Annotated in this window: 23 protein-coding genes; 3 read left to right on the top strand and 20 right to left on the bottom strand. The window is 39.5% G+C overall.

Translation table 11 applies throughout. The features are described from left to right. Positions 1-6: 6 nt before the first annotated feature. The 5 genes from resA to NST76_RS05885 all read right to left on the bottom strand — a co-directional run bounded on the left by resA (position 7) and on the right by NST76_RS05885 (position 4,645). Positions 7-540, bottom strand: coding sequence for a thiol-disulfide oxidoreductase ResA (gene resA / locus NST76_RS05905; RefSeq protein ID WP_036127905.1), 534 nt, complete (start codon positions 538-540; stop codon positions 7-9). Positions 541-874: 334 nt separating this feature from the next. After that, on the bottom strand, positions 875-1,606 hold the full coding sequence (locus tag NST76_RS05900) for a pseudouridine synthase (RefSeq protein ID WP_036127908.1): 732 nt from the start codon (positions 1,604-1,606) through the stop codon (positions 875-877). A 546-nt stretch (positions 1,607-2,152) separates the two neighbouring features. After that, on the bottom strand, positions 2,153-3,223 hold the full coding sequence (locus NST76_RS05895; protein ID WP_058843274.1) for a serine hydrolase: 1,071 nt from the start codon (positions 3,221-3,223) through the stop codon (positions 2,153-2,155). Positions 3,224-3,300: 77 nt separating this feature from the next. Next, positions 3,301-3,894 carry an SMC-Scp complex subunit ScpB gene (scpB, locus tag NST76_RS05890; protein WP_036127911.1) on the bottom strand — a complete coding sequence of 198 codons (594 nt, stop codon included), beginning with the start codon at positions 3,892-3,894 and terminating at the stop codon, positions 3,301-3,303. After that, complete coding sequence (locus NST76_RS05885; RefSeq protein ID WP_058843273.1) at positions 3,866-4,645, bottom strand: segregation/condensation protein A; 780 nt, start codon at positions 4,643-4,645, stop codon at positions 3,866-3,868. Before NST76_RS05885 ends, scpB begins: the two co-directional genes overlap by 29 nt. 55 nt (positions 4,646-4,700) lie before the next feature. Between NST76_RS05885 and NST76_RS05880 the strand changes: the two genes are divergently transcribed. Further along, the gene (locus NST76_RS05880) at positions 4,701-5,207 is read left to right on the top strand and encodes a DUF309 domain-containing protein (protein ID WP_036127917.1); all 507 of its coding nucleotides are present in this window, start codon (positions 4,701-4,703) and stop codon (positions 5,205-5,207) included. Here NST76_RS05880 and NST76_RS05875 read toward each other — a convergent pair. The 12 genes from NST76_RS05875 to NST76_RS05820 all read right to left on the bottom strand — a co-directional run bounded on the left by NST76_RS05875 (position 5,204) and on the right by NST76_RS05820 (position 16,044). Then, positions 5,204-5,575 carry a GNAT family N-acetyltransferase gene (locus NST76_RS05875; RefSeq protein ID WP_036127920.1) on the bottom strand — a complete coding sequence of 124 codons (372 nt, stop codon included), beginning with the start codon at positions 5,573-5,575 and terminating at the stop codon, positions 5,204-5,206. The two genes, NST76_RS05880 and NST76_RS05875, sit on opposite strands and share 4 nt — an antisense overlap. 199 nt (positions 5,576-5,774) lie before the next feature. Then, entirely contained in the window at positions 5,775-7,094 is a 1,320-nt protein-coding gene (lysA, locus tag NST76_RS05870; protein WP_036127923.1) for a diaminopimelate decarboxylase, read from the bottom strand. 210 nt (positions 7,095-7,304) lie between these two features. Then, complete coding sequence (locus NST76_RS05865; RefSeq protein WP_036127928.1) at positions 7,305-8,753, bottom strand: spore germination protein; 1,449 nt, start codon at positions 8,751-8,753, stop codon at positions 7,305-7,307. A gap of 15 nt (positions 8,754-8,768) precedes the next feature. After that, complete coding sequence (gene sigF / locus NST76_RS05860; protein ID WP_036127932.1) at positions 8,769-9,560, bottom strand: RNA polymerase sporulation sigma factor SigF; 792 nt, start codon at positions 9,558-9,560, stop codon at positions 8,769-8,771. A gap of 10 nt (positions 9,561-9,570) precedes the next feature. Further along, positions 9,571-10,011 (bottom strand): anti-sigma F factor, encoded by a 441-nt coding sequence (gene spoIIAB, locus NST76_RS05855; protein ID WP_036127935.1) that lies wholly within the window; start codon positions 10,009-10,011, stop codon positions 9,571-9,573. Next, positions 10,004-10,357 (bottom strand): anti-sigma F factor antagonist, encoded by a 354-nt coding sequence (gene spoIIAA, locus NST76_RS05850; RefSeq protein WP_036127938.1) that lies wholly within the window; start codon positions 10,355-10,357, stop codon positions 10,004-10,006. The genes spoIIAB and spoIIAA overlap by 8 nt, the downstream gene beginning before the upstream one ends. Before the next feature lie 240 nt (positions 10,358-10,597). Next, positions 10,598-11,848, bottom strand: coding sequence for a thymidine phosphorylase (locus tag NST76_RS05845; protein ID WP_036127942.1), 1,251 nt, complete (start codon positions 11,846-11,848; stop codon positions 10,598-10,600). Between the two features lie 13 nt (positions 11,849-11,861). Further along, on the bottom strand, positions 11,862-13,043 hold the full coding sequence (gene deoB / locus NST76_RS05840; protein WP_271912586.1) for a phosphopentomutase: 1,182 nt from the start codon (positions 13,041-13,043) through the stop codon (positions 11,862-11,864). Between the two features lie 100 nt (positions 13,044-13,143). Continuing rightward, on the bottom strand, positions 13,144-14,046 hold the full coding sequence (xerD, locus tag NST76_RS05835; RefSeq protein WP_036127949.1) for a site-specific tyrosine recombinase XerD: 903 nt from the start codon (positions 14,044-14,046) through the stop codon (positions 13,144-13,146). A gap of 288 nt (positions 14,047-14,334) precedes the next feature. Next, entirely contained in the window at positions 14,335-14,799 is a 465-nt protein-coding gene (locus NST76_RS05830; RefSeq protein ID WP_004232171.1) for a Fur family transcriptional regulator, read from the bottom strand. Between the two features lie 121 nt (positions 14,800-14,920). Continuing rightward, positions 14,921-15,433, bottom strand: a complete 513-nt coding sequence (locus NST76_RS05825) for a hypothetical protein (RefSeq protein ID WP_036127953.1) — start codon at positions 15,431-15,433, stop codon at positions 14,921-14,923. A 53-nt stretch (positions 15,434-15,486) separates the two neighbouring features. Beyond that, positions 15,487-16,044 carry an NUDIX hydrolase gene (locus NST76_RS05820; RefSeq protein WP_058843269.1) on the bottom strand — a complete coding sequence of 186 codons (558 nt, stop codon included), beginning with the start codon at positions 16,042-16,044 and terminating at the stop codon, positions 15,487-15,489. 76 nt (positions 16,045-16,120) lie between these two features. Between NST76_RS05820 and NST76_RS05815 the strand changes: the two genes are divergently transcribed. Together NST76_RS05815 and NST76_RS05810 are read left to right on the top strand one after the other, a co-directional pair. Continuing rightward, a complete protein-coding gene (locus NST76_RS05815) occupies positions 16,121-17,020 on the top strand; it encodes an aldo/keto reductase (RefSeq protein ID WP_036127959.1) in 900 nt (299 codons plus the stop codon). Next, a complete protein-coding gene (locus NST76_RS05810; protein ID WP_036127962.1) occupies positions 17,017-17,496 on the top strand; it encodes a VanZ family protein in 480 nt (159 codons plus the stop codon). The genes NST76_RS05815 and NST76_RS05810 overlap by 4 nt, the downstream gene beginning before the upstream one ends. A gap of 421 nt (positions 17,497-17,917) precedes the next feature. Here NST76_RS05810 and NST76_RS05805 read toward each other — a convergent pair whose 3' ends face one another. The 3 genes from NST76_RS05805 to NST76_RS05795 all read right to left on the bottom strand — a co-directional run bounded on the left by NST76_RS05805 (position 17,918) and on the right by NST76_RS05795 (position 20,077). Then, a complete protein-coding gene (locus tag NST76_RS05805) occupies positions 17,918-18,424 on the bottom strand; it encodes a GNAT family N-acetyltransferase (protein ID WP_058843266.1) in 507 nt (168 codons plus the stop codon). Positions 18,425-18,603: 179 nt separating this feature from the next. Then, positions 18,604-18,870: a YqkE family protein gene (locus NST76_RS05800; protein WP_036127968.1), complete on the bottom strand. Its 267-nt coding sequence runs from the start codon at positions 18,868-18,870 to the stop codon at positions 18,604-18,606. A 22-nt stretch (positions 18,871-18,892) separates the two neighbouring features. Continuing rightward, positions 18,893-20,077 carry an acetyl-CoA C-acetyltransferase gene (locus NST76_RS05795; RefSeq protein WP_080717167.1) on the bottom strand — a complete coding sequence of 395 codons (1,185 nt, stop codon included), beginning with the start codon at positions 20,075-20,077 and terminating at the stop codon, positions 18,893-18,895. Positions 20,078-20,145 lie beyond the last annotated feature (68 nt).

Here is a 20,145-nt window from a genome sequence, read left to right as displayed (position 1 = left end):
TACTCCTTATTCCGGCTTCACTAATTCCATGTACGAAGCGATATTTTCCTCCGTCATTTCACCTGTAATAATCTTAGTCACTTTGCCTTCAGGATCAATTAATACTGTAGCAGGTAATTGACCTACATTATAAGCAGTCATAACACTTTTCGTTTTGTCGATCACTACTGGGAATGATAAACCATACCGATCAACAAAATTCTGCACTTCAAAATCAGTTTGAGCGATATTGACCGCTAAAGTTTGTACACCTTGATCTTTAAATTCTTGATACTGATTGTCCATCGCAGGCATTTCCTTCTCACAAGGCTTACACCAAGTTCCCCAGAAGTTTAAAAATACCCCTTGTCCTTTATAATCCGACAATTTATGTTTTTCACCGTTTAAATCTACTAACGTGAAGTCAGGTGCTTCAGAGCCTACTGCCACTAACTCTACTTTTTCCTTTGTCGCTGTTCCATATACTGTGTACCCGATTGCCAACGCTAGCAGTGCTAAGATGACCGTTCGCAGTACGAGACGCTTTTTCTTTTTCTCCAAGTTAATAAACCCCCTATCAATTACGGCTTAGCGTAAAGTTTGTAAACGCGAAGCTTTTACCTAATGCAGACCCAATGAACTTTTTCATTTTATATACGTCTTTAATTATGTAAAAACTTCTTTCAAATTGACGTCAACAATACCAGATTGTATGTGTAACAGTTCTTTTGAACAAACTGTTACTAGGTGTACTATTCTCACCTATTATAGCAAAATGATACAAAAACACTTAGCTATTAATTATGAATGATTTATGAACGAATTCACCATAAAGAAAGTGTAAACACCCAAATAATACCTATTGTGGTATCTACTTTCTTTTGGCAAATGTTCTTTAATCAAGCTTTCCAGTCTCCGCTAAAACACGTAATTGCTTGACTTCATGCTTTGATAATTCACGGTATTCTCCTGGTGTAAGGCCGAATAAATCTAAGAATGCAAAGCGTTCACGTTTTAATTTGACAACAGGTGTCCCAATGGCTTCAAACATACGACGAACTTGGCGATTGCGTCCTTCATGAATCGTAATTTCACAAATTGCTTTGCCTGCTTTTTCGTCAAAGGATGTCATACTAACCTTAGCTGGAGCTGTTTTCCCATCCTCTAATTTAATCCCTCTTTGAAGTTTTTTAAGCCCTTCAATTGTTGGAATACCTTTGACACGCGCGATATAGGTTTTATCAATTTTAAACTTCGGATGTGTCAACATATAGGAGAATTCCCCATCATTTGTCAATAACAATAATCCAGATGTATCATAATCAAGACGACCAACTGGGAAAATACGTTGCGGAATATGGTGAAATAAATCTGTGACAGTTTTGCGTCCTTTATCATCCGTCACAGCCGAAATTGTTCCACGTGGTTTGTAAAGTAAATAATATACCTTATCTTCCTTTTCCAATTTCACACCTTCTACTTCAATTGTATCAGAATTAGAAACCTTCGTTCCTAACTCACGAACAACTACACCATTAACTTTTACTTTGCCTTCTACTATCAATTGCTCTGCCTTGCGCCTTGAAGCAACTCCTGCATAGGCAATGACCTTTTGTAATCTTTCCATTTTTTCACCTCTAGTTTTCTTTCACATTGACACTTTCGTCATCATTCGATTTCGCTCTAATGAATAGGGTTATCTTTCCCGCTAATCTGTGAAAATTATGTCATACTTTTAAGCATTATTAAAGAAAAACAAATTTCACATTTTTTAATTGAGTATTCCAAATTATTTCTCATTCACAAATTTCTTATCATTTGCACCTACATTTTACGTTCCTCATAACCAGTATACTCATTTGGCAAAAAAGCGAATCGACTTAAAAATCTTTATTTTAACAGACAAGAAAGCTATCATTTTGTTAGTGTTTGCTCAATTGTTAAAACATCTTGTAGCACAAAAAAATTTTAGCATGTATTGTTACGTCAGCTTTTTCTATATTGATTTACTCACCTTTCTTCCAAGCAGTTAGTTGTCTAGTAATGCAGATTATAGGAGCACGAAAGAACGGCTCAAAATAAAAGCATATTGCACTGAATCACTTGGCTGTTTATGCAATATACCTCCATCATTTCGCAGAGATTCCATACTAAAAAAATCAGCAAATCGTTTTTAACGATCTGCTGATTCAACTTTTACTGGAGTTGCATAAATACGCTCTTCACCAATAAAGATCGACAAGACAGCTTCTTGACGTTTTCTTGATACATGTAAAACTTGCCGCACCTGCTCTTTTTCTTCTTTATTTAATTGTAGGCGAACGGGCTCTTCTAATCGAATAGCTAACTTTTTGTTGACGTTGTATTTGCCCTTCTTCACTACGGTTTCAAGGCTATAGTCTTGCCATACTCTATTCGATAAACCTCGATGTACATTCCAATCATCGGATTCATTTAAAGTGACAACAATGCAGATTTGCCCGTCCTTTTGAAAGGCTGTTGCTAGTGTACGTCCAGCAACCTTTGTAAAGCCGGTTTTTCCAGCGAACGCAGTGCCAGTCGCTGATTTTAAAGAACTAACAGGCTGCTCCGTTTCATCATCTATATGTGCAGCCATCCCTGAACCTTCTCTTAATAATCGGTGTTTATTTTCCCAAAGCATTCCGTTTACCGTATTCGCCCGATAAAGAATCGTTGAAGCAATTTTCTCAAATGTTTTATTTTGCAAAGCAAGTCTTAACATCTCAGCAGTATCTCTTGCTGACGATAAATGCTCATCATGATGAAGACCAGAAGGGTTCATAAAAACCGTGTTAGTCAGACCTGCAATCACAGCTCTTTCATTCATTAATTTGACAAAGCCCTCCACAGAACCCCCTACGTGTTCTGCTAAAGCGGTCGCAGCATCATTGCCTGAACGCAGCATTAAACCGTACAATAACGTTTCGACTGTTACTGTTTCGCCAGCCTGTAAATAAATAGAACTCCCCTCAGCCATAGCGGCATTCGGTGATATCACAACTTCATCTTGCAGGTCACTATTTTCGATTGCAACAAGTGCTGTCCAAATTTTTGTTAGGCTAGCAATAGGTAAGCGTTCATCGCTATTAGACCCTATTAAAACGCGGCCTGTAGCACCATCTAAGACAGCATAGCCACTTCCCCCTCTGGCAAAGCTAGTTTGAGGAAGCATTACCATTAATATCATGAGCATGAACAGTGTTAAACGAAATAACCGAAGCAACGAGCCACTCCTTATTTAATGTGATAGGAAAATATAGATTCATATTTATGTTGAAGGCTACGCATTATACCTAATCATTATTTTGCACTGCTAAATGTCTCTTGGAACTTTGTCATAAATAAATCTGTTTCTTGTTCTGTTTCAACAAGATCCTCTTCAGGTAGAGGCGGCATTTCTTCAATAGTATTTAAGCCAAAATAATGTAAAAATTCTTTTGTCGTTCCATATAGTATGGCACGTCCAGTTCCTTCTGAACGCCCTACCTCTTTAATTAATCCTCGTGACACTAATGTTTGAATTGGTCGTTCACACTTTACACCGCGCAAATCTTCTATTGCTACACGTGTAATGGGCTGTTTGTAAGCCACTATCGCCAGCACCTCCAAGGAGGCTTGGGATAGGGATTGTGCCGTTGGATTCTCTACTAATCTTTGAATCGTATCAGCAAACTCAGATTTTGTAATGAGCTGATAAACGCCTGCAATTTCCTTCACAGTAATGCCTCTTGCTACATCTTCGTCAAAGGCTTCTCTCAATGCACTCATCGCCTGAACAATCAGCTCTTCCTGTTCTCCTAAAAGTTGCGATAGCTGTTTAATCGTTAAGCCATCATCTCCAACAACGAATAATAAGGCTTCAATTCTACTCTGTAACATCAAAGTTTTCGTCATCTTCCCATTCCTCCTTCTGCAAGGTAACCGTTAATTCTTCAAAGTTACCATCTTGTTCTACGACGACGACCTGACGTTTCATCAGTTCTAGAAGGGAAACAAACGTCAGAATAAGTGTCGGCTTATCTTCATAGGGAAAAAGCTCGAAAAATGATGCACGTCCACCTGTTAAACGTAAAGAATCAACAACAGAACGCATTTGATCTTTTACTGATCTTTCCTGCCTCGCTACTGTCGTTTTTAGTGGTTTCTTTAATTTTTTGCGACGCATCAATTTTTGAAATGCTCCAAGCATATCATAGATGTTCACATTTAAATCAAACAAAGCCATTTGTTCATCCGAGGCCAACCCTGTTAAATCAGCTGGAGGCCTTGTAAATACTTGTGATCGGTCCGTTTCAAGCTCTTGCAAATTACTGGCTGCTTCCTTATATTTTTTATATTCAATTAAGCGTTGCACCAGTTCTTCACGAGGGTCAGGGCCGTCCACTTCTAATTCTGCGTCTTCCATTTCACCTTCATGAATCGGCAATAGCATGCGGCTTTTAATTGCCAGCAATGTTGCTGCCATTACTAAATATTCACTTGCTTCATTTAATTCCAGTACTTGCATTGCATGTATATGGTCGATATATTGTTGTGTAATTTCAGCCATTGGGATATCATAGATATCAATTTCCAATCTGTGAATTAAATGCAATAATAAATCAAGAGGCCCTGAAAAGGCTTCTAATTTTACTTCATAAGACATTATTTTACCACCCTGAGATTCTATGTTCTTTTAGTATAGTGGAAAGGAGTCCAAAATGCATCCACAGCATCATACTTTATTTATAGATTACTGTGCTTATTTTAATGGCAATCAAGATTTTTTTGAATGCCATGAAGTACTGGAGGAATATTGGAAGGAAATTGCACCTGGTGATAAAATGCATCCGCTTGTTGGCTATGTGCAGCTTGCAACAGGTTTCTATCATTGGCGACGTGGTAACAATACTGGCGCTATACGAATTTTAGAAAAGGCACTTCATAATTTCCAAGAAAATGAAGGCCATATTTTTTTCCAAGAAATCGATTATCAGCAACTCCTAACACAAGTAACAACGACCCTTATTTCGTTGAAAACGGGCAATTCCTTTCAAGCTATCCAGCTCCCTCTCTCTCCCAATTTGCTGGAGTTAACGATTGCACGTATACAGCTCTTGCCTTCTAGTAGTTCAAACTATCTTCTTCATAAACATATGCTACGAGATCGCTCACATATTCTTGCAGAGCGGCAAGAAAGCAAACAAAGAAAAAGCAGACGCTGTTAATCGTCTGCTTTTTCATCTTTACAATGGATACATTTTTGAACCAAGCTCCGTGTTGCATCGGTAGCACGTACACTTTCATATTGGCCAAGTTCTGCCACTTCTTGAAGCATTTCCGTTGCTACGCCTTCACCCCTATAGGAAGGGATCACCGATACATGCTGGATGGTAGCTGTATTATGCTCATCAATGACAAGCCCAACAATGCCAACATATTCATCATTCTTTTTCCATAAATATAAAACCCAATTATCGTCATTTTCATAGGAGTGGATGGTCTCTGTAAGCTTTTTTACGTCTTTTTCATTAGGCATAAATGAAAGTAGCCCCATTGCTATTTTCTCTAAAGCTTTCTTATATCGAATTAACATATTTGTCTATTCCCTCTTTTTCTAGCTGTACATAATCTTTGACTATCCTACACGATTTGTACTTTTACCGCAAGCCAATTTCTGTCTTACGAACCAGGTCCGAGAATACCTTTAGACGCCAACACCCAATAGACAACGCCCCACAACAAAATAAAAGTTGAAATGGACGCTAGTAATACCCACTTATTTTTCCTCAAATTTACTCACCCTTTTTTAAAGTTAGCGGGAGATCGTTTTGCACAATATCTTCATAACTTTCGCGGCGAATAGCTAGTTGATGCTGTCCATTTTCTACAAATACAACAGCAGGTCTTGGCACACGGTTATAGTTACTAGCCATCGAATAACCATACGCACCTGTACAGAATATGGCTAACACATCGCCTGAAGCAGCATCTTGTAGTTTCGCATCAATAATTAATTTATCGCCAGATTCACATAGTTTACCAGCCACTGTATAGAGTTCATTTTTCGGCTCATTCGCTTTACTTGCAATGACTGCCTCATACTTAGCATCGTATAATGCTGGGCGGATGTTATCACTCATCCCACCATCAACCGCAATATATTTGCGCACATCTGGCACTGTTTTTTGTGAACCGATTGTATAAAGAGATGTTCCTGCATCACCTACAAGTGATCGACCTGGTTCAATCCAAATTTCTGGCATCTTCAGTCCAAGCACAGTTGCTTTATTTTTCACAACTGTTATCATATCCTCTACATAAACTTGTGGTTCCAGCGGTGCATCTTCTTCAGTATAACGAATACCAAAGCCCCCACCTAAGTTTAACACAGTACACGTAAATTCGTGAGTCTTGTTCCAATCAGAAATTTTGTCAATCAATTTTTCTCCAGCTAAGCCAAAGCCAGCAGTATCAAAAATTTGTGAGCCAATATGACAATGTAAGCCAAGTAGCTCTAGGAATTCATGGTTAAATGTTTGTTGGAATGCTTCATCCGCTTGACCATTGTTTAAGTCAAAGCCGAATTTTGAATCTGCTTGACCTGTCGTGATGAAATCATGCGTATGTGCTTCCACACCTGGTGTAACACGTAATAAAATACGCATTTTTTGCTGACGGCGCTCCGAAATTTCTTTTAAAAGCTGTATTTCATAGAAATTATCTACAACCATACATCCAATCTTGGAGTCAAAAGCTAGCTCTATTTCAGCAATGCTTTTATTATTACCATGGAAATGAATGCGCTCTGCTGGGAAGCCTGCCTTTAAGGCAGTAAATAACTCCCCACCAGATACAACATCCAAGGATAAATTTTCTTCTGCTGCTAATTGATACACCGCTACACATGCAAATGCTTTTGAAGCATAAGCTACTTCTGCTTTTACGCCTAATTTTTTAAACGTATCGATAAAGCCGCGTGCACGCTTACGAATAAGTGCAGTATCATACACGAAAAGTGGTGTACCATACTCTTTTGCTAGCTCTAGTGTGTCTACCTGTCCAATTGTTAAATGACCATCTTCAGAAATCGCTTGTGTTCCATATAAATGCATGTGCATCTCTCCCTTTTCACATCGTTCCATCTTGTTATTTTCACACTTTGTAGGGACTTTCGTGGCATCCCATCAAGTAATTATTTCCATAAAAATATTAAAAGAAAAATGTATATACCCTACTTTTTCTTGAATGAAAATAATTTTTGCAAAAATCACAAAATACTATATGTGAACTTTATCACATGAAAAAAACGAGTGCAACGGCTCCTATGATCTTTTTCGCTGTTTGGAAGCGACTACATAAGGTCTTAATGCATCCGAAGTCATTGGGAAACGAATGATGACACGAAGCATTGCCGTTGGGAAGAATGGAACAAGCGGCCATAAATAAGGTGCCTGCATAGGTCGTAATGAACATAAATACGTAAACAATAAAAATAAGCCAATAAATAAGCCATTGACACCCCAGAGACCCGTTATAATTAATAACAGCAACCTAAAAATTTTGATCGAGATACTGAGTTCATATGATGGAATAATAAAAATAAGAATAGCTGCTACTGCTGTATAAAGAACTACCTCCGCAGAAAATAATCCTACATCAATAGCAATTTGACCAATGATTACCCCCGCAACCAATCCCATCGCAGTCGATAATGGTGACGGAGTATGAATGGCGGCCATCCTTAAAAATTCAATACCTATATCTGCAATCAATATTTGCAATAATAATGGTACATGCGATTTCTCTTCGGTGCCTAAAAAGGATAAGGCATCCGGCAGTAAGGATTCATTTGTAGCAAACACATACCACAATGGTAATAAAAGTAAACCCATGACAGAACCAAAATACCTCATAAATCGCACAAACGTACCAACTGTTGGTGCCTGTCGATATTCCTCCGCATGCTGTAATAAATGAAATATAGTAACAGGTACTAAAATCACGGATGGAGAGGTATCGACCAATATCGCTATATGCCCTTCAAGCAGATGCGCTGCTGCAATATCAGGTCGTTCCGTATAGCGTACAAATGGCACTGGATGGAATTTTTGCTTAAAAAGCCATTCTTCTAATGATTTATCGGCCATCGTCAAGCCATCGTGATTAATTTGTCCAAGGCGCTGTCGTAAATTTTCGAGCATATCTTCATTGGCAATATCCTTCATAAACGCGATCGCCACGTCGGTTTGGCCGATTTTGGATATTTTATGTAGCTCGAAACGTAAATTACTATTGCGAATTCGCCTACGTATTAAAGCCGTATTTTGAGAAATTCCTTCTGTAAAGCCATCCCGCGAACCACGAATTACCTTTTCATTATCTGGCTCTTCTGGAGAACGTCCTGGATAATTTCTCAGCTCTGCAACGTAGCAATAGCCACTTTTAGTAATAAAGGTGACTTGTCCACTTAACATGGCTAATAAATAGGCTTTACGCTCTGTTTCCTCTGAACGCCCATGGAAATTAAAATAGGACTCAAAATATTCCTTCTCATCCTCCACATCAATGTCAATGTCTTCATTTGGAAGCATGCTAGAGAGTAACTGTGTTAAAGCTTCTCCGTCCACAAGCCCGCTAATATATGCACAAAGGACCGGCAAATCCTTGACAAATAAGTGTTTAATACCAACGTCAAATGATTCGCCGTCACCAAAATGTTCAATAAGAAAATCTTCGGCTTCTTCTAAGCTGTTAAATAATTTATTTGTCATGCTGTCACCATTTTCTTAGATGTCTTTTTTTATAGCTTCCTGCTCCACGGTAGCGCTTGTAGCCATCCAACTTTTCAGCTGGGCAAGGATTTTTTTCTCTAAACGAGACACTTGTACTTGTGATATCCCTAACCTATTCGCAATTTCTGTTTGCGTGCAATCTGAAAAATAGCGTAAATAAATAATAGACTGCTCTCTCGGTTCAAGTCTCGTGAGTACTTCCTTCAATGGGATATAATCAAATGGTTGCTCAGATTTTTCATCTTTCATTTGGTCCATCAATGTAATGGAATCCCCTTCACTTTCATACAATTGCTCATGAAGAGATGCTGGATCTCTCAGCGCATCGGATGCTGTGACAATTTCCTCCGTTGTCACACCAAGTACCTGAGCAAGTTCTTGAATGGTTGGTGGATGTTCATTTTTCTTAATAAATTCATCTGTAGCATGACGAATTTTAAAATTTAGCTCACGAATAGAGCGACTCACCTTCACCATGCCATCATCCCTTAAAAAGCGTTGAATTTCACCAATGATCATAGGGACTGCATAGGTTGAAAACTTCACATCATAGGTTAAATCGAATTTATCTACAGATTTCATCAGCCCTATGCAGCCAATCTGGAATAAATCCTCAAGCTCAACACCTCTCGTTGTAAAACGTTGAACAATGGACCACACAAGTCTCGTATTGCCTTCTACCATTCGTTTACGAGCCTCATGATCGCCCTGCTGTGCGCGTGCAATTAAATCACGCATTTCCTCCTGAGACAATAGCTTATCGGACGACTGTTCTAGCGGCTTCACTGTCTCAACCTCACATTACCGCTGTGCGAACTGTGTAAAATTTCTTCGTAAACGTTACAGTTGTTCCTTCTTGCCATTTAGACATTACTGTTAGCTGATCTGAAAAGCTATCCATAATGGTGAAGCCCATACCCGAACGCTCCATCGCACTTTTCGTTGTAAATAATGGCTCCATTGCTCGACTAACGTCCTCAATTCCTATTCCTTTATCCATGACAGATACCGTTACAATGTCATCCTCACGTTTTGCATGAACTGTAACAACACCCTTACCATTTTCTTCATAGCCATGAATAATGGCATTGGAAACCGCTTCAGAGACAACTGTTTTAAACTCTGATAGCTCATCAATAGTTGGGTCTAATTGTGCAATAAAACCTGTAACAGCCACACGGGCTAAGGCTTCATTTTCACTAAGTGCTAAAAATGTTAATGTCATTTCGTTATCCATTTACAATCCCCCTTACGCGATCAATCGCTTGTTCCTCTGTTGCATCCATCATCCATGGCCCTAATCCTGAAAATTGAAATACTTTTCGCATTGTTGGCGATGGATTCAATAAAATAGTTCGCCCAGCAACTGCTTCTAACTCACGCATTCGACCAAGCACTAAGCCAACGCCTGAACTATCCATAAAGGAAAGCCCTTCTAAGTTCCAAATGATGGTCGTCACAGTGCCTTGAAAAATTGCTGTAGAAATTTTCGCTCGAATTTGTTCTACTGCATGGTGATCGAGCTCCCCAAACAAACGTATAACGACAGTCTCTCTTGTGACCATTTCTAATTGATAATGCATGAACATCGCCTCCTCCTCGTGCAATTCCACATTCAATGCAATGAATCCTTGCGGCTGACAGAACTAGTGCAAAGTCTTCCGAAATAGTGTCTAATCGACATACTTATAGCTTTTTAGGTTAAGTGCAGTATGGGATAAATCTACATTTTCTAAACGCCATTGCTAGCTAAAGTTTAACGATCCTTAGAACGCAAAAAAAGCGAGAGCTCACTTAAAGTGAGAGCCCTCGCTAACGAATCTTTATGCAATTGTATATGCTTGCTGTATTTTATTGATTGTCTCTTCAACAATTGGTTGATTGGCATATAAATAAGCAATCGTGTCGCCATGATTGACATGGTCACCTTTTTTAGCAATCAGCTGGATGCCTGCATCATAATCAAGTACCGATTCCTTCGTTAATCGTCCAGCACCTAGACTGACACTCGCTTCACCTACTAATAACGCATTAATGGTTTCCACAGTGCCCTCTGCAACAGCTGTCACCGCTACTTTATGAGCGGTTTCATTTTGGACAATATCAGAAACTACACCACCTTGTGCAACAATGAACTCCTCAAATTTTGCAGCAGCAGAACCATCAGCAAGCACGCGCTTAACCGCAGCGGTCGCTTCCGCTTCATTCACGCCAGCGGCAACTTGGTACATTAAGGAAGAAATAACAATACATTCATCCAACAAATCTTCATGCGTTTCTTCCAAGCGTCCACTTAATAAGGCATACGCCTCTACAACTTCAAGTTTATTGCCAATCATTTTTCCTAAAGGATTATCCATATCACTAATATGTGCGACAACTTTACGCCCAAGTTTTTCTCCAATGGCCGTCATTGTATCCGCTAAAATCTGTGCTTCTTCTTGCGTCTTCATAAACGCACCTGAGCCGCATTTTACGTCAAGTACAATACCGTCTGCGCCACTTGCAATTTTTTTACTCATAATCGACGCAGCGATTAATGGAATAGAATCGACAGTACCTGTCACATCACGTAATGCATATAATTTTTTGTCGGCTGGTACAAGATTCCCTGTTTGTCCGGCAACTGCAATTTTATGCTGATTGACATTGTCAATAAACTCCTGTGATGAAAGCTCTGTTTTGAAGCCTTCAATGGATTCAAGTTTATCGATTGTTCCACCTGTAATGCCTAAACCCTTACCGCTAAATTTCGCCACAGGGATTCCTAAAGAAGCGATAATTGGTGTGACAACAAGTGTGACCTTGTCACCAACTCCTCCTGTAGAATGTTTATCGATTTTAAAGCCATCAATAGACGTTAAATCAATAACATCCCCTGATTCGATCATGGCCTTTGTTAAATAAAATGTTTCATCATCAGACATACCTAGTAAGCGTATGGCCATTAAAAGTGAACTTGCTTGATAATCTGGAATGGAACCCGTCGTATAGCCTTCAACAAAATACTGAATTTCAGCTTGAGATAGCTCTATTCCTTGTTTTTTCTTTTCAAACAATTGAACCATATTCATACGAAAAACCCCCTTATTTCAAATCATGTAAGAAACTTTTGCCGAATGGTGGTGCTTCTACATTAAAGTTTTCAGCAACTGTCGCTGCAATATCCGCAAAAGTTTCACGCAAAGCTAGTTCTGCTCCACCATTGAAACGTGGTGAATAGACAATTAACGGTACATATTCACGTGTATGATCTGTCCCATGGAAGGTTGGATCATTTCCGTGATCGGCAGTAATGATTAATAAATCATCCTCTGACATCGCTTCTGTAATTTCTGGTAGGCGTGCATCAAATTCTTGTAGTGCCTGTCCATAGCCTAATGGATCACGACGATGACCAAAGTTGGCGTCAAAGTCCACTAAATTTAAGAAGCTCATCCCACGAAAATCACGGCGGACAACCTCTGCAAATTGATCCATACCATCCATATTATTTTTTGTGCGTACCGAATCAGTGACACCTTCACCATTGAATATATCTGAGATTTTTCCAATGGCAATGACATCTAATCCTGCGTCCTTTAAAACATTCATTGTTGTACGACCAAATGGCTTCAATGCGTAGTCATGTCGATTGGCAGTACGTGTGAAGTTGCCTGGCGTACCAACAAATGGTCTTGCAATGACACGTCCTACTAAATATTCAGGCTGTAATGTTAATTCACGCGCCATTTCGCAAATTTTATATAATTCTTCTAATGGAATGATTTCCTCGTGAGCAGCAATCTGTAAAACAGGATCGGCTGATGTATAAACAATAATCGCACCTGTTTCCATATGTTCCTTACCGAAATCTTCAATCACTTGTGTACCGCTTGCTGGTTGATTGCACAGTACTTTACGACCTGTACGTTGCTCTAACTCAGCAATAAGCTCCGCTGGAAATCCTTCTGGATACACCTTAAATGGTTTATCGATATTTAACCCCATGATTTCCCAATGGCCTGTCATCGTGTCTTTGCCGACAGATGCTTCTTGCATTTTACCGTAGTATGCTTTTGGCTCTGTAGCCGCGTGCATACCTTGCAATGATTCAATATTTGCTAAACCAAAGGACTCCATCACTGGCATTGTAAGCCCATTCATTTTTTCAGCGATATGTCCTAATGTATGTGCACCAACATCACCAAAATTTGCTGCGTCTGGCGCTTCACCTATACCTACTGAGTCCATGACAACAACATGGATTTTGTTAAACGGTTTATTCATAATGGTTGCCTCCTAATCTCATGACTCTATTTTACCAAAAAAATGCGAAAAATAAAGGTCAGACATCCGACTAAAATAATTTTTACTTAATTGAAGAGTTTTAAGCACGTGGATGGAATTGCTTATAGACCTCAGATAATCTTGTTTTACTAATATGTGTATAAATCTGCGTTGTAGAAATATCTGCATGACCAAGCATTTCCTGCACCGCTCGTAAATCAGCGCCATTTTCGACCAAATGAGTTGCAAAGGAGTGACGCAATGTATGTGGGGTTAATTCATGTTGGATGCCTGCCTTTAAAGCATGCTCCTTCATTAATTTCCAACAACCCTGCCTTGTTAAACGTTTCCCTCTTTGATTAATAAAAAACGCATCTGTTTTTGGGTGCTTTCCTTGCAACTGACCACGAGCACCGTTTAAATAGGCATTAATCGCCGAAAGGGCATTTTTGCCAAGTGGAATAATTCGTTCCTTCCCACCCTTCCCAAAGACACGGACAAAGCCCATCGTTAAATGAATATCGGCTAAATCCAGTGCAATGAGTTCACTGATGCGCATGCCAGATCCATATAGTAACTCTAGCATGGCAAGATCACGTATACCTTGTGGCTTACTTCGATTCGGAGCTGTTAGTAACGCTTCGATTTCTTCGATAGATAGGATATTCGGTAGCTTTTGCTCAATAGTTGGCATTTCTAAATGAACAGTCGGATCTGTTTCTGCACGCTTTTCTCGCAGTAAAAATTGATGGAAGCTCCGGATAGAAGAAATATGACGGGCAACGGTACGGCTTGTCTTCCCCTGTGCTCGCAATTGCTCTAAATGCCGCAAAATAGTTGTTCGTTCCACACGGCTAAAATCAGCCATCCCCTCTGCTTCCTGCAAAAAATGCACATAGCTTTCTAAATCACGGCGATAGGATGCTAATGTATTAACAGATAACTGCCTTTCCACCTGAATAAAATGGATATAGTCTTCTACTGCATATTGAAATTCATTCATCATAACGCCCCCTCACTGTCAATTATTCTCTATTTTATCATGGCCTTAAGAAATGTGCTAAAGCCCCCTCTATTCGACATAATCCAACCATATTATCGTTACATTATAATTAATCCAAGGCCACCCTACTTAAATGTGTCCAAGTTATTAATAACTCTTTCATTAAGCTCGTCCGAGGAGACTTCTGTTCTTACACTTCGCTTTCGGAACAAAAACATTTGCTGCCTCAAAAAAACAAAAAACTGCCCGATTCAATCTATACTTAAGATTAAAACAGACAGCTTTTTGTTATTTTTCTTCATTCGATTCGTCGTTTTTATCATGACAGCGCCAGCATATGCCGTGGAAAGTTAGTCGGTGATCTTTTATAATAAAGTTCCAACGTTTTTCAACAACGGCTTCCACATCTTCAAGTAAATCTTCTTGAATTTCATCAACAGCACCACATTCGATACAAACAAGATGATGGTGGAAATGGGCAGCTCCCTCTTGGCGTAGGTCATAGCGCGATACGCCATCGCCAAAGTTGATTTTGTCGACAATTTTGAGCTCAGTTAATAATTCTAACGTTCTATAAACAGTAGCTAGACCAATCTCTGGTGCTTTTTCTTTTACTAAAAGATAAACATCCTCAGCACTTAGGTGGTCCTCTTCGTGCTCAAGCAAGACAGCAACTGTCGCTTCTCGCTGCGGCGTCAGCTTGTAACTAGCACTATGCAGCTGTTTTTTTATACGATCAATTCGGCTCTCCATGTGACGCCCCCCTAAACTCTTTCCATTATACCAAAGGAGTAAATCCTATTACAAGATAGTGAATAGATTTCTAACATGCTTCTATTTTTTATCTGATCACAATTTCTGTCCATTCAATCCTTCATTTTAACACATAAGCAATAACAATAAACTCAGCAACTATTATGATGAAAAATGCGATAAAATTCAACAAAATTGTTCGACCAGATACTTGTTTCCCGATTTTTCGCTTGGACCAAGCGGGTACAAGTAAATTGCATAGGACTAGCAACAATATACAATAGATGAGCTGAAATGGAAACCACCAAATCGTATAAAGCCAAAAAGCTTCAAGTTTTTGTAATAAAAAAACAGAACTAAAGCCAAAAAAAGTGGCACGTATGGCTACTGTCACACGCACTAAAACTTTTAATACGCTATGTGTTGCTAGTAATAATACAAGACCTATAGAAATAGTGACAGGCAGTACTAAACGAAAAATGGAGTGCCTGTCCCCATCTGCTAAACGAGGCTCTATAAATAATATAAATGGTTCCGCTTTCGGTCCACCAATAATATGAAAGAAAATAACGCCGCAAACAAAACTTACTGCAATGATGGAAGCGTGATAAAAAATAGACACCGTACGAGACATAAACATGCTCCTTTTCTATCAAGGTTTGTACAGCTTATGCTCGTCCGTCTCTATTATGCTAAAAGATTATTTTCTAAATTGGCAGCCAGCCAGAGTACTGCAAATGCCGTTTTAGCATCATATATACGCTGATCTGCCACCATTATTTGTGCTTCTTCCAACGAAACTTCTAATAATTCGACAAATTCATCCTCATCTAAATCTGCTTTATTATCTATTGTATATAATTCCCTCGCTACAAACAAATGAATAACTTCATCCGCAAAGCCTGGTGATGTTGCAAATGTTTGTAAAAAAGTCAGTTTATGCGCTCCATAGCCTGTCTCTTCCTCTAATTCACGACGTGCTGTCACCACTGGCTCCTCACCAGGTTCCAGCTTCCCTGCCGGAATTTCAACGATTGAACGTTCAAGCGCTTTACGATATTGTTCTACCAACACTAGTTTCCCCTCGTCCGTAACGGCAATAACTGCTACGGCACCGGGATGCTTTATGATTTCACGTTTCGCAACCTGTCCATTTGGTAAAGTTACCTCATCAATTTGTAGTTTTATTATTCTTCCATCATAGATTGGTGTTGTTGTCGTTGTTTTTTCCTCAAACTTTTTCACTGACGATAACCTCGCTTGTTCTTCAGATATGTTCATTGTACCATTACAAGTAGAGAAATCGAAGGAGGACGATCATATGAAAAAAAGACAGCTTGGCATAAGTGAATTGTTTATTTCAGAGATTAGTTTAGGAGGCATGTCTCTTTCGACAGATAAAAAGCAAGCAGCTGCCATTGTCGATATGGCATTAGATGCCGGGATTAATTATATCGACACAGCGGATTTATATGATTTTGGTGCAAACGAAGAAATCATTGGTACAACGTTAGGTAAACGTCGTCATGATGTCATCCTAGCAACAAAGGTAGGAAACCGTTGGACAGAAGGCGTCGATGGTTGGCATTGGGACGCATCCCCAGACTATATTAAAGAAGCTGCCTATGCTAGCTTACGACGACTAGGTACAGACTATATTGATGTCTATCAATTACATGGCGGCACAATCGAAGATGATTGGGATGGAATTATTGACACATTTGAAGGACTTAAAAAAGAAGGGCTCATTCGTGAATATGGCATTTCTTCTATTCGTCCAAATGTATTGCAGCGATTTTTACCTGCAAGCTCAGCTAAAAGCGTTATGATGCAATATAGTGCTCTAGATCGTCGCCCTGAAGAATGGTTTGAGTTTATTGCAAATCAAGGTGCATCTGTTGTAACACGTGGCACAGTGGCAAAAGGCTTATTAACAAATAGCTGGCAACAACGTCTACAACAGGTCAATGGTTTTAACGGCTATACGGCAGAGGAATTAACAGCATCGTTAACAGACTTAGCTTTACAATATGATGATTTACATGCGCTGGCCATCGCCTTTAATTTGAAAGAGCCTACGATCGCTTCAACGGTAATTGGGGCAAGCTCACAACAACAGCTAGCTCAAACGCTAGCTGCCTATGAAAAAATCAACGTAATCACAGATTTTAATGCAGCCAATAAACTGACTAAAAATGAGCAGTATCAAGAACACCGATGAAAAAATGGCTGGTCTTCATCATCTGTCTTGTCATATTAGTAATCTCCTCTAGTATGACCTATGAGCAACAGAGTATCCTACCAGAATTAGAAGATCTACTTGCCAATAAACCTTTTGAAAAACAACTATCTGTTTTAAAAATTCCCTATTGGGGAACCATCGTTTCCGTTGAAGAACGTGGTTATTTTCCATTTGTAGAGTTTTTAATTCGTAAATTGACACATTTTATTGGGTTTGGATGCATTGCACTTGGTCTGTATTTTGCTTGGGGAAAAAGACATTTTGCAGCAAGTATTGCCATTGCAGGAACAGCTACAATTGCTATCATTGACGAATTTCGTCAAAGCTTTACACCAGGTCGCACAATGAGCTTCCAAGATGTCTTGGTCGATACAGCTGGAGCCATTGTTTTTGTGAGTATCGTTGTTGCACTGAGAAAAATACTTAAAAATAAAAGACAAAAGGCATTACCGTAGCCTTTTGTCTTCATTGTGTTGAATAACAAAATATCCATAGAATTTAAAGTAAAAAAAGGTTTGCCGCTCTACAAAAGAGTTCTCTTTTTTACAAAGGTTTCACAAATAAAATGAAGGTGTTCACTACTTTATTGATGGTAGTGGTGATTAATCGCGTCCCACTCTCTAAAAATAGAAATATTTTATTCACTACTGCTACTGACACTTTTACAGAATGGTTAATGTGGAGTGGAGCCAGCGTCACAGAGAAGACCCTGGAGCGAACGTAAGTGAGGGAAGCAGATCATCGGACGCCCCCTGAAAAGGACGCTGGCGGAACGGAACTACTCGCCTTGCTAAAAAATCTTTTTTGTGACATTACCATTTTTAACCAGAATAAAGACAAAAGGCACAATCATAGTCTTTTGTCTTAGCCATTTTTTTAAAGTTGGAATCTCCAAAAATAGAGGGAGTTTGTTTCTTTATACAAGGCAGCTCCTGCTTTTTCTAAAACTCGATGGGATGCCACATTATCTTTTTCGGTATCTGCAATAACGTATTTTACATTTAGCTGATGAAGTAACCAGTTTTGAAGAGCTATGATTGATTCTGTCATATAGCCCTGCCCCTGATAAGGAGGAAAAGTATAATACCCAATCACAACTTCCTCTTGGTCATTTGGCATACCTTTTAGCATTATGCCACCAACAGCACAATTTTTCTCTTTTAACACAAGTAACCAGTTCGTATGCCAAAGATAGTTTTGCTCATCTTCTACGACTTTGGAAAGTCTAAAATACAATGCTTGTTTAAGCTCGCAATCTAAATGCCCCTCACCCATACTTAATGACAACTGCTTGGCCATTTGTTTCTCATGCTCTATTAGTAATTTTAGATACTTGGCGTTTAAAGGAATTAATCTTATTCTTTCTGTCTGTAATTCTACCATGTTGTTCTCCTAACATAATTTAATTGATACTAAACTACAATTAGGTATATGTTATTGGCAGCGTCTCCCGTTCCATTAAATTCAAAAATCTCTCTTTGTATATCGACTATAACGACATAATTTAAATGCTGTAAAAGACAAAACAGTGAACCCACCTGTGTGAATTCACTGCTTTATTTTTAAAATTTAGAGCCTTTATCGCCGTATTCGTTTAGTAATTCTTCAAACGATTTATTTTTTTCACGTTGTTTGCGTTCAAACGCTAATTTTGCTTGACGTTCTTCCTCTGCCGCCTGCTCTTTAGCAGTTAAATCTTGCTTCGCCGCTTTTAATTTTGCGAGCACATCGCCGCCAAGCTGATCCGCTAATGTGACCGCCTCTTGCTTAGGTAGGCTAGCTGTCATGCTATTGTCAGTGCGTTGCTGCTGTTTTCGTTTCTTTCCCATTACATTCACCTTCTTATTGATATCAAGGGCGCTTTACAACAGTTGCTACGCCTTGTCCTCCACCGATACATAATGTGGCTAAGCCCGTTTTTGCGTCACGCTTTTCCATTTCATGCAATAGCGTCACTAAAATACGAGCACCACTTGCACCGATTGGATGACCAAGAGCAATAGCACCCCCGTTCACATTTAGTTTATCATGATTAAAGCTTAATTCACGATCTACAGCAATTGATTGTGCTGCAAATGCTTCATTTGCTTCAATTAAATCGATATCGTCTAAAGTTGTCTCTGCTTTTGTTAGTGCTTTTTGGACAGCTTTTACAGGACCTGTCCCCATAATAGCTGGATCGACACCTGCGCTGGCATTCGCTGTAATAATCGCCATTGGTTGAATGCCTAGCTTTTGTGCTTTTTCCTTTGACATCACCACAACTGCTGCTGCACCATCATTAATACCCGATGCGTTCGCTGCGGTAACGGAGCCATCCTTTTTAAATGCTGGTCGTAGCTTAGCTAAGGACTCCGCTGTCACACCTGCTCGTGGAAATTCATCTTTATTGAAAAGAAGTGGCTCTCCCTTACGCTGTGGAATCTCGACAGCCACGATTTCATTTTCAAACTTGCCAACTGCAATCGCTGCCTCTGCACGTTGCTGAGAACGAGCCGCAAAAGCATCCTGCTCTTCTCGAGAAATTTGATACATATCACATAAATTTTCAGCGGTAATCCCCATATGATAATCATTAAAAGCACACCATAGGCCATCCTGAATCATTGTATCTACTACCTTTTGATCACCCATTCGGAAGCCTTCTCGTGCATTTTTTAAGACGTAAGGTGCTTGGCTCATATTTTCAAAGCCCCCCGCAACAACAATCTCAGCATCTCCCGCTATAATCGCCTGTGTGGCTAAATGAACAGCCTTTAAACCCGATCCACATACTTTATTAATTGTTAATGCTGATACCTCGTGAGGTAACCCCGCTTTAATTGCCGCTTGACGAGCTGGGTTTTGTCCAAGCCCTGCCGCTAAGACATTCCCCATAATGACCTCATCTACTTGTTCTCCTGCTACACCTGCACGTGCTAACGCCTCTTTAATGACAATGCTACCTAACGTTGTCGCTGGTACGTCTTTTAATGTCCCCTGAAATGAGCCTATCGCTGTACGCACAGCACTCACGATTACTACCTCGTTTGTCATAATCATTCTCCCCTTTTCCCCGTTCAAAAATCAACACTGCATGCATATGCTACTAGCAGATATGTATA

The sequence above is a fragment of the Lysinibacillus sp. FSL W7-1291 genome, from assembly GCF_038593415.1.
Lineage (GTDB): Bacteria > Bacillota > Bacilli > Bacillales_A > Planococcaceae > Lysinibacillus > Lysinibacillus fusiformis_D.
The sequence above is the reverse complement of the archived record's forward strand: the minus strand, read 5'-3'. Positions and strand labels throughout refer to the sequence as shown.

Bases quoted from the DNA above. Each gene is read 5' to 3' on its own strand.
- NST76_RS05900 (WP_036127908.1), bottom strand. From the start codon at position 1,606: ATGGAAAGATTACAAAAGGTCATTGCCTATGCAGGAGTTGCTTCAAGG.
- scpB (WP_036127911.1), bottom strand. From the start codon at position 3,894: ATGACGAAAACTTTGATGTTACAGAGTAGAATTGAAGCCTTATTATTC.
- NST76_RS05885 (WP_058843273.1), bottom strand. From the start codon at position 4,645: ATGTCTTATGAAGTAAAATTAGAAGCCTTTTCAGGGCCTCTTGATTTA.
- NST76_RS05880 (WP_036127917.1), top strand. From the start codon at position 4,701: ATGCATCCACAGCATCATACTTTATTTATAGATTACTGTGCTTATTTT.
- NST76_RS05875 (WP_036127920.1), bottom strand. From the start codon at position 5,575: ATGTTAATTCGATATAAGAAAGCTTTAGAGAAAATAGCAATGGGGCTA.
- lysA (WP_036127923.1), bottom strand. From the start codon at position 7,094: ATGCATTTATATGGAACACAAGCGATTTCTGAAGATGGTCATTTAACA.
- NST76_RS05865 (WP_036127928.1), bottom strand. From the start codon at position 8,753: ATGACAAATAAATTATTTAACAGCTTAGAAGAAGCCGAAGATTTTCTT.
- spoIIAB (WP_036127935.1), bottom strand. From the start codon at position 10,011: ATGGATAACGAAATGACATTAACATTTTTAGCACTTAGTGAAAATGAA.
- spoIIAA (WP_036127938.1), bottom strand. From the start codon at position 10,357: ATGCATTATCAATTAGAAATGGTCACAAGAGAGACTGTCGTTATACGT.
- NST76_RS05845 (WP_036127942.1), bottom strand. From the start codon at position 11,848: ATGAATATGGTTCAATTGTTTGAAAAGAAAAAACAAGGAATAGAGCTA.
- deoB (WP_271912586.1), bottom strand. From the start codon at position 13,043: ATGAATAAACCGTTTAACAAAATCCATGTTGTTGTCATGGACTCAGTA.
- xerD (WP_036127949.1), bottom strand. From the start codon at position 14,046: ATGAATGAATTTCAATATGCAGTAGAAGACTATATCCATTTTATTCAG.
- NST76_RS05830 (WP_004232171.1), bottom strand. From the start codon at position 14,799: ATGGAGAGCCGAATTGATCGTATAAAAAAACAGCTGCATAGTGCTAGT.
- NST76_RS05825 (WP_036127953.1), bottom strand. From the start codon at position 15,433: ATGTCTCGTACGGTGTCTATTTTTTATCACGCTTCCATCATTGCAGTA.
- NST76_RS05815 (WP_036127959.1), top strand. From the start codon at position 16,121: ATGAAAAAAAGACAGCTTGGCATAAGTGAATTGTTTATTTCAGAGATT.
- NST76_RS05810 (WP_036127962.1), top strand. From the start codon at position 17,017: ATGAAAAAATGGCTGGTCTTCATCATCTGTCTTGTCATATTAGTAATC.
- NST76_RS05805 (WP_058843266.1), bottom strand. From the start codon at position 18,424: ATGGTAGAATTACAGACAGAAAGAATAAGATTAATTCCTTTAAACGCC.
- NST76_RS05800 (WP_036127968.1), bottom strand. From the start codon at position 18,870: ATGGGAAAGAAACGAAAACAGCAGCAACGCACTGACAATAGCATGACA.
- NST76_RS05795 (WP_080717167.1), bottom strand. From the start codon at position 20,077: ATGACAAACGAGGTAGTAATCGTGAGTGCTGTGCGTACAGCGATAGGC.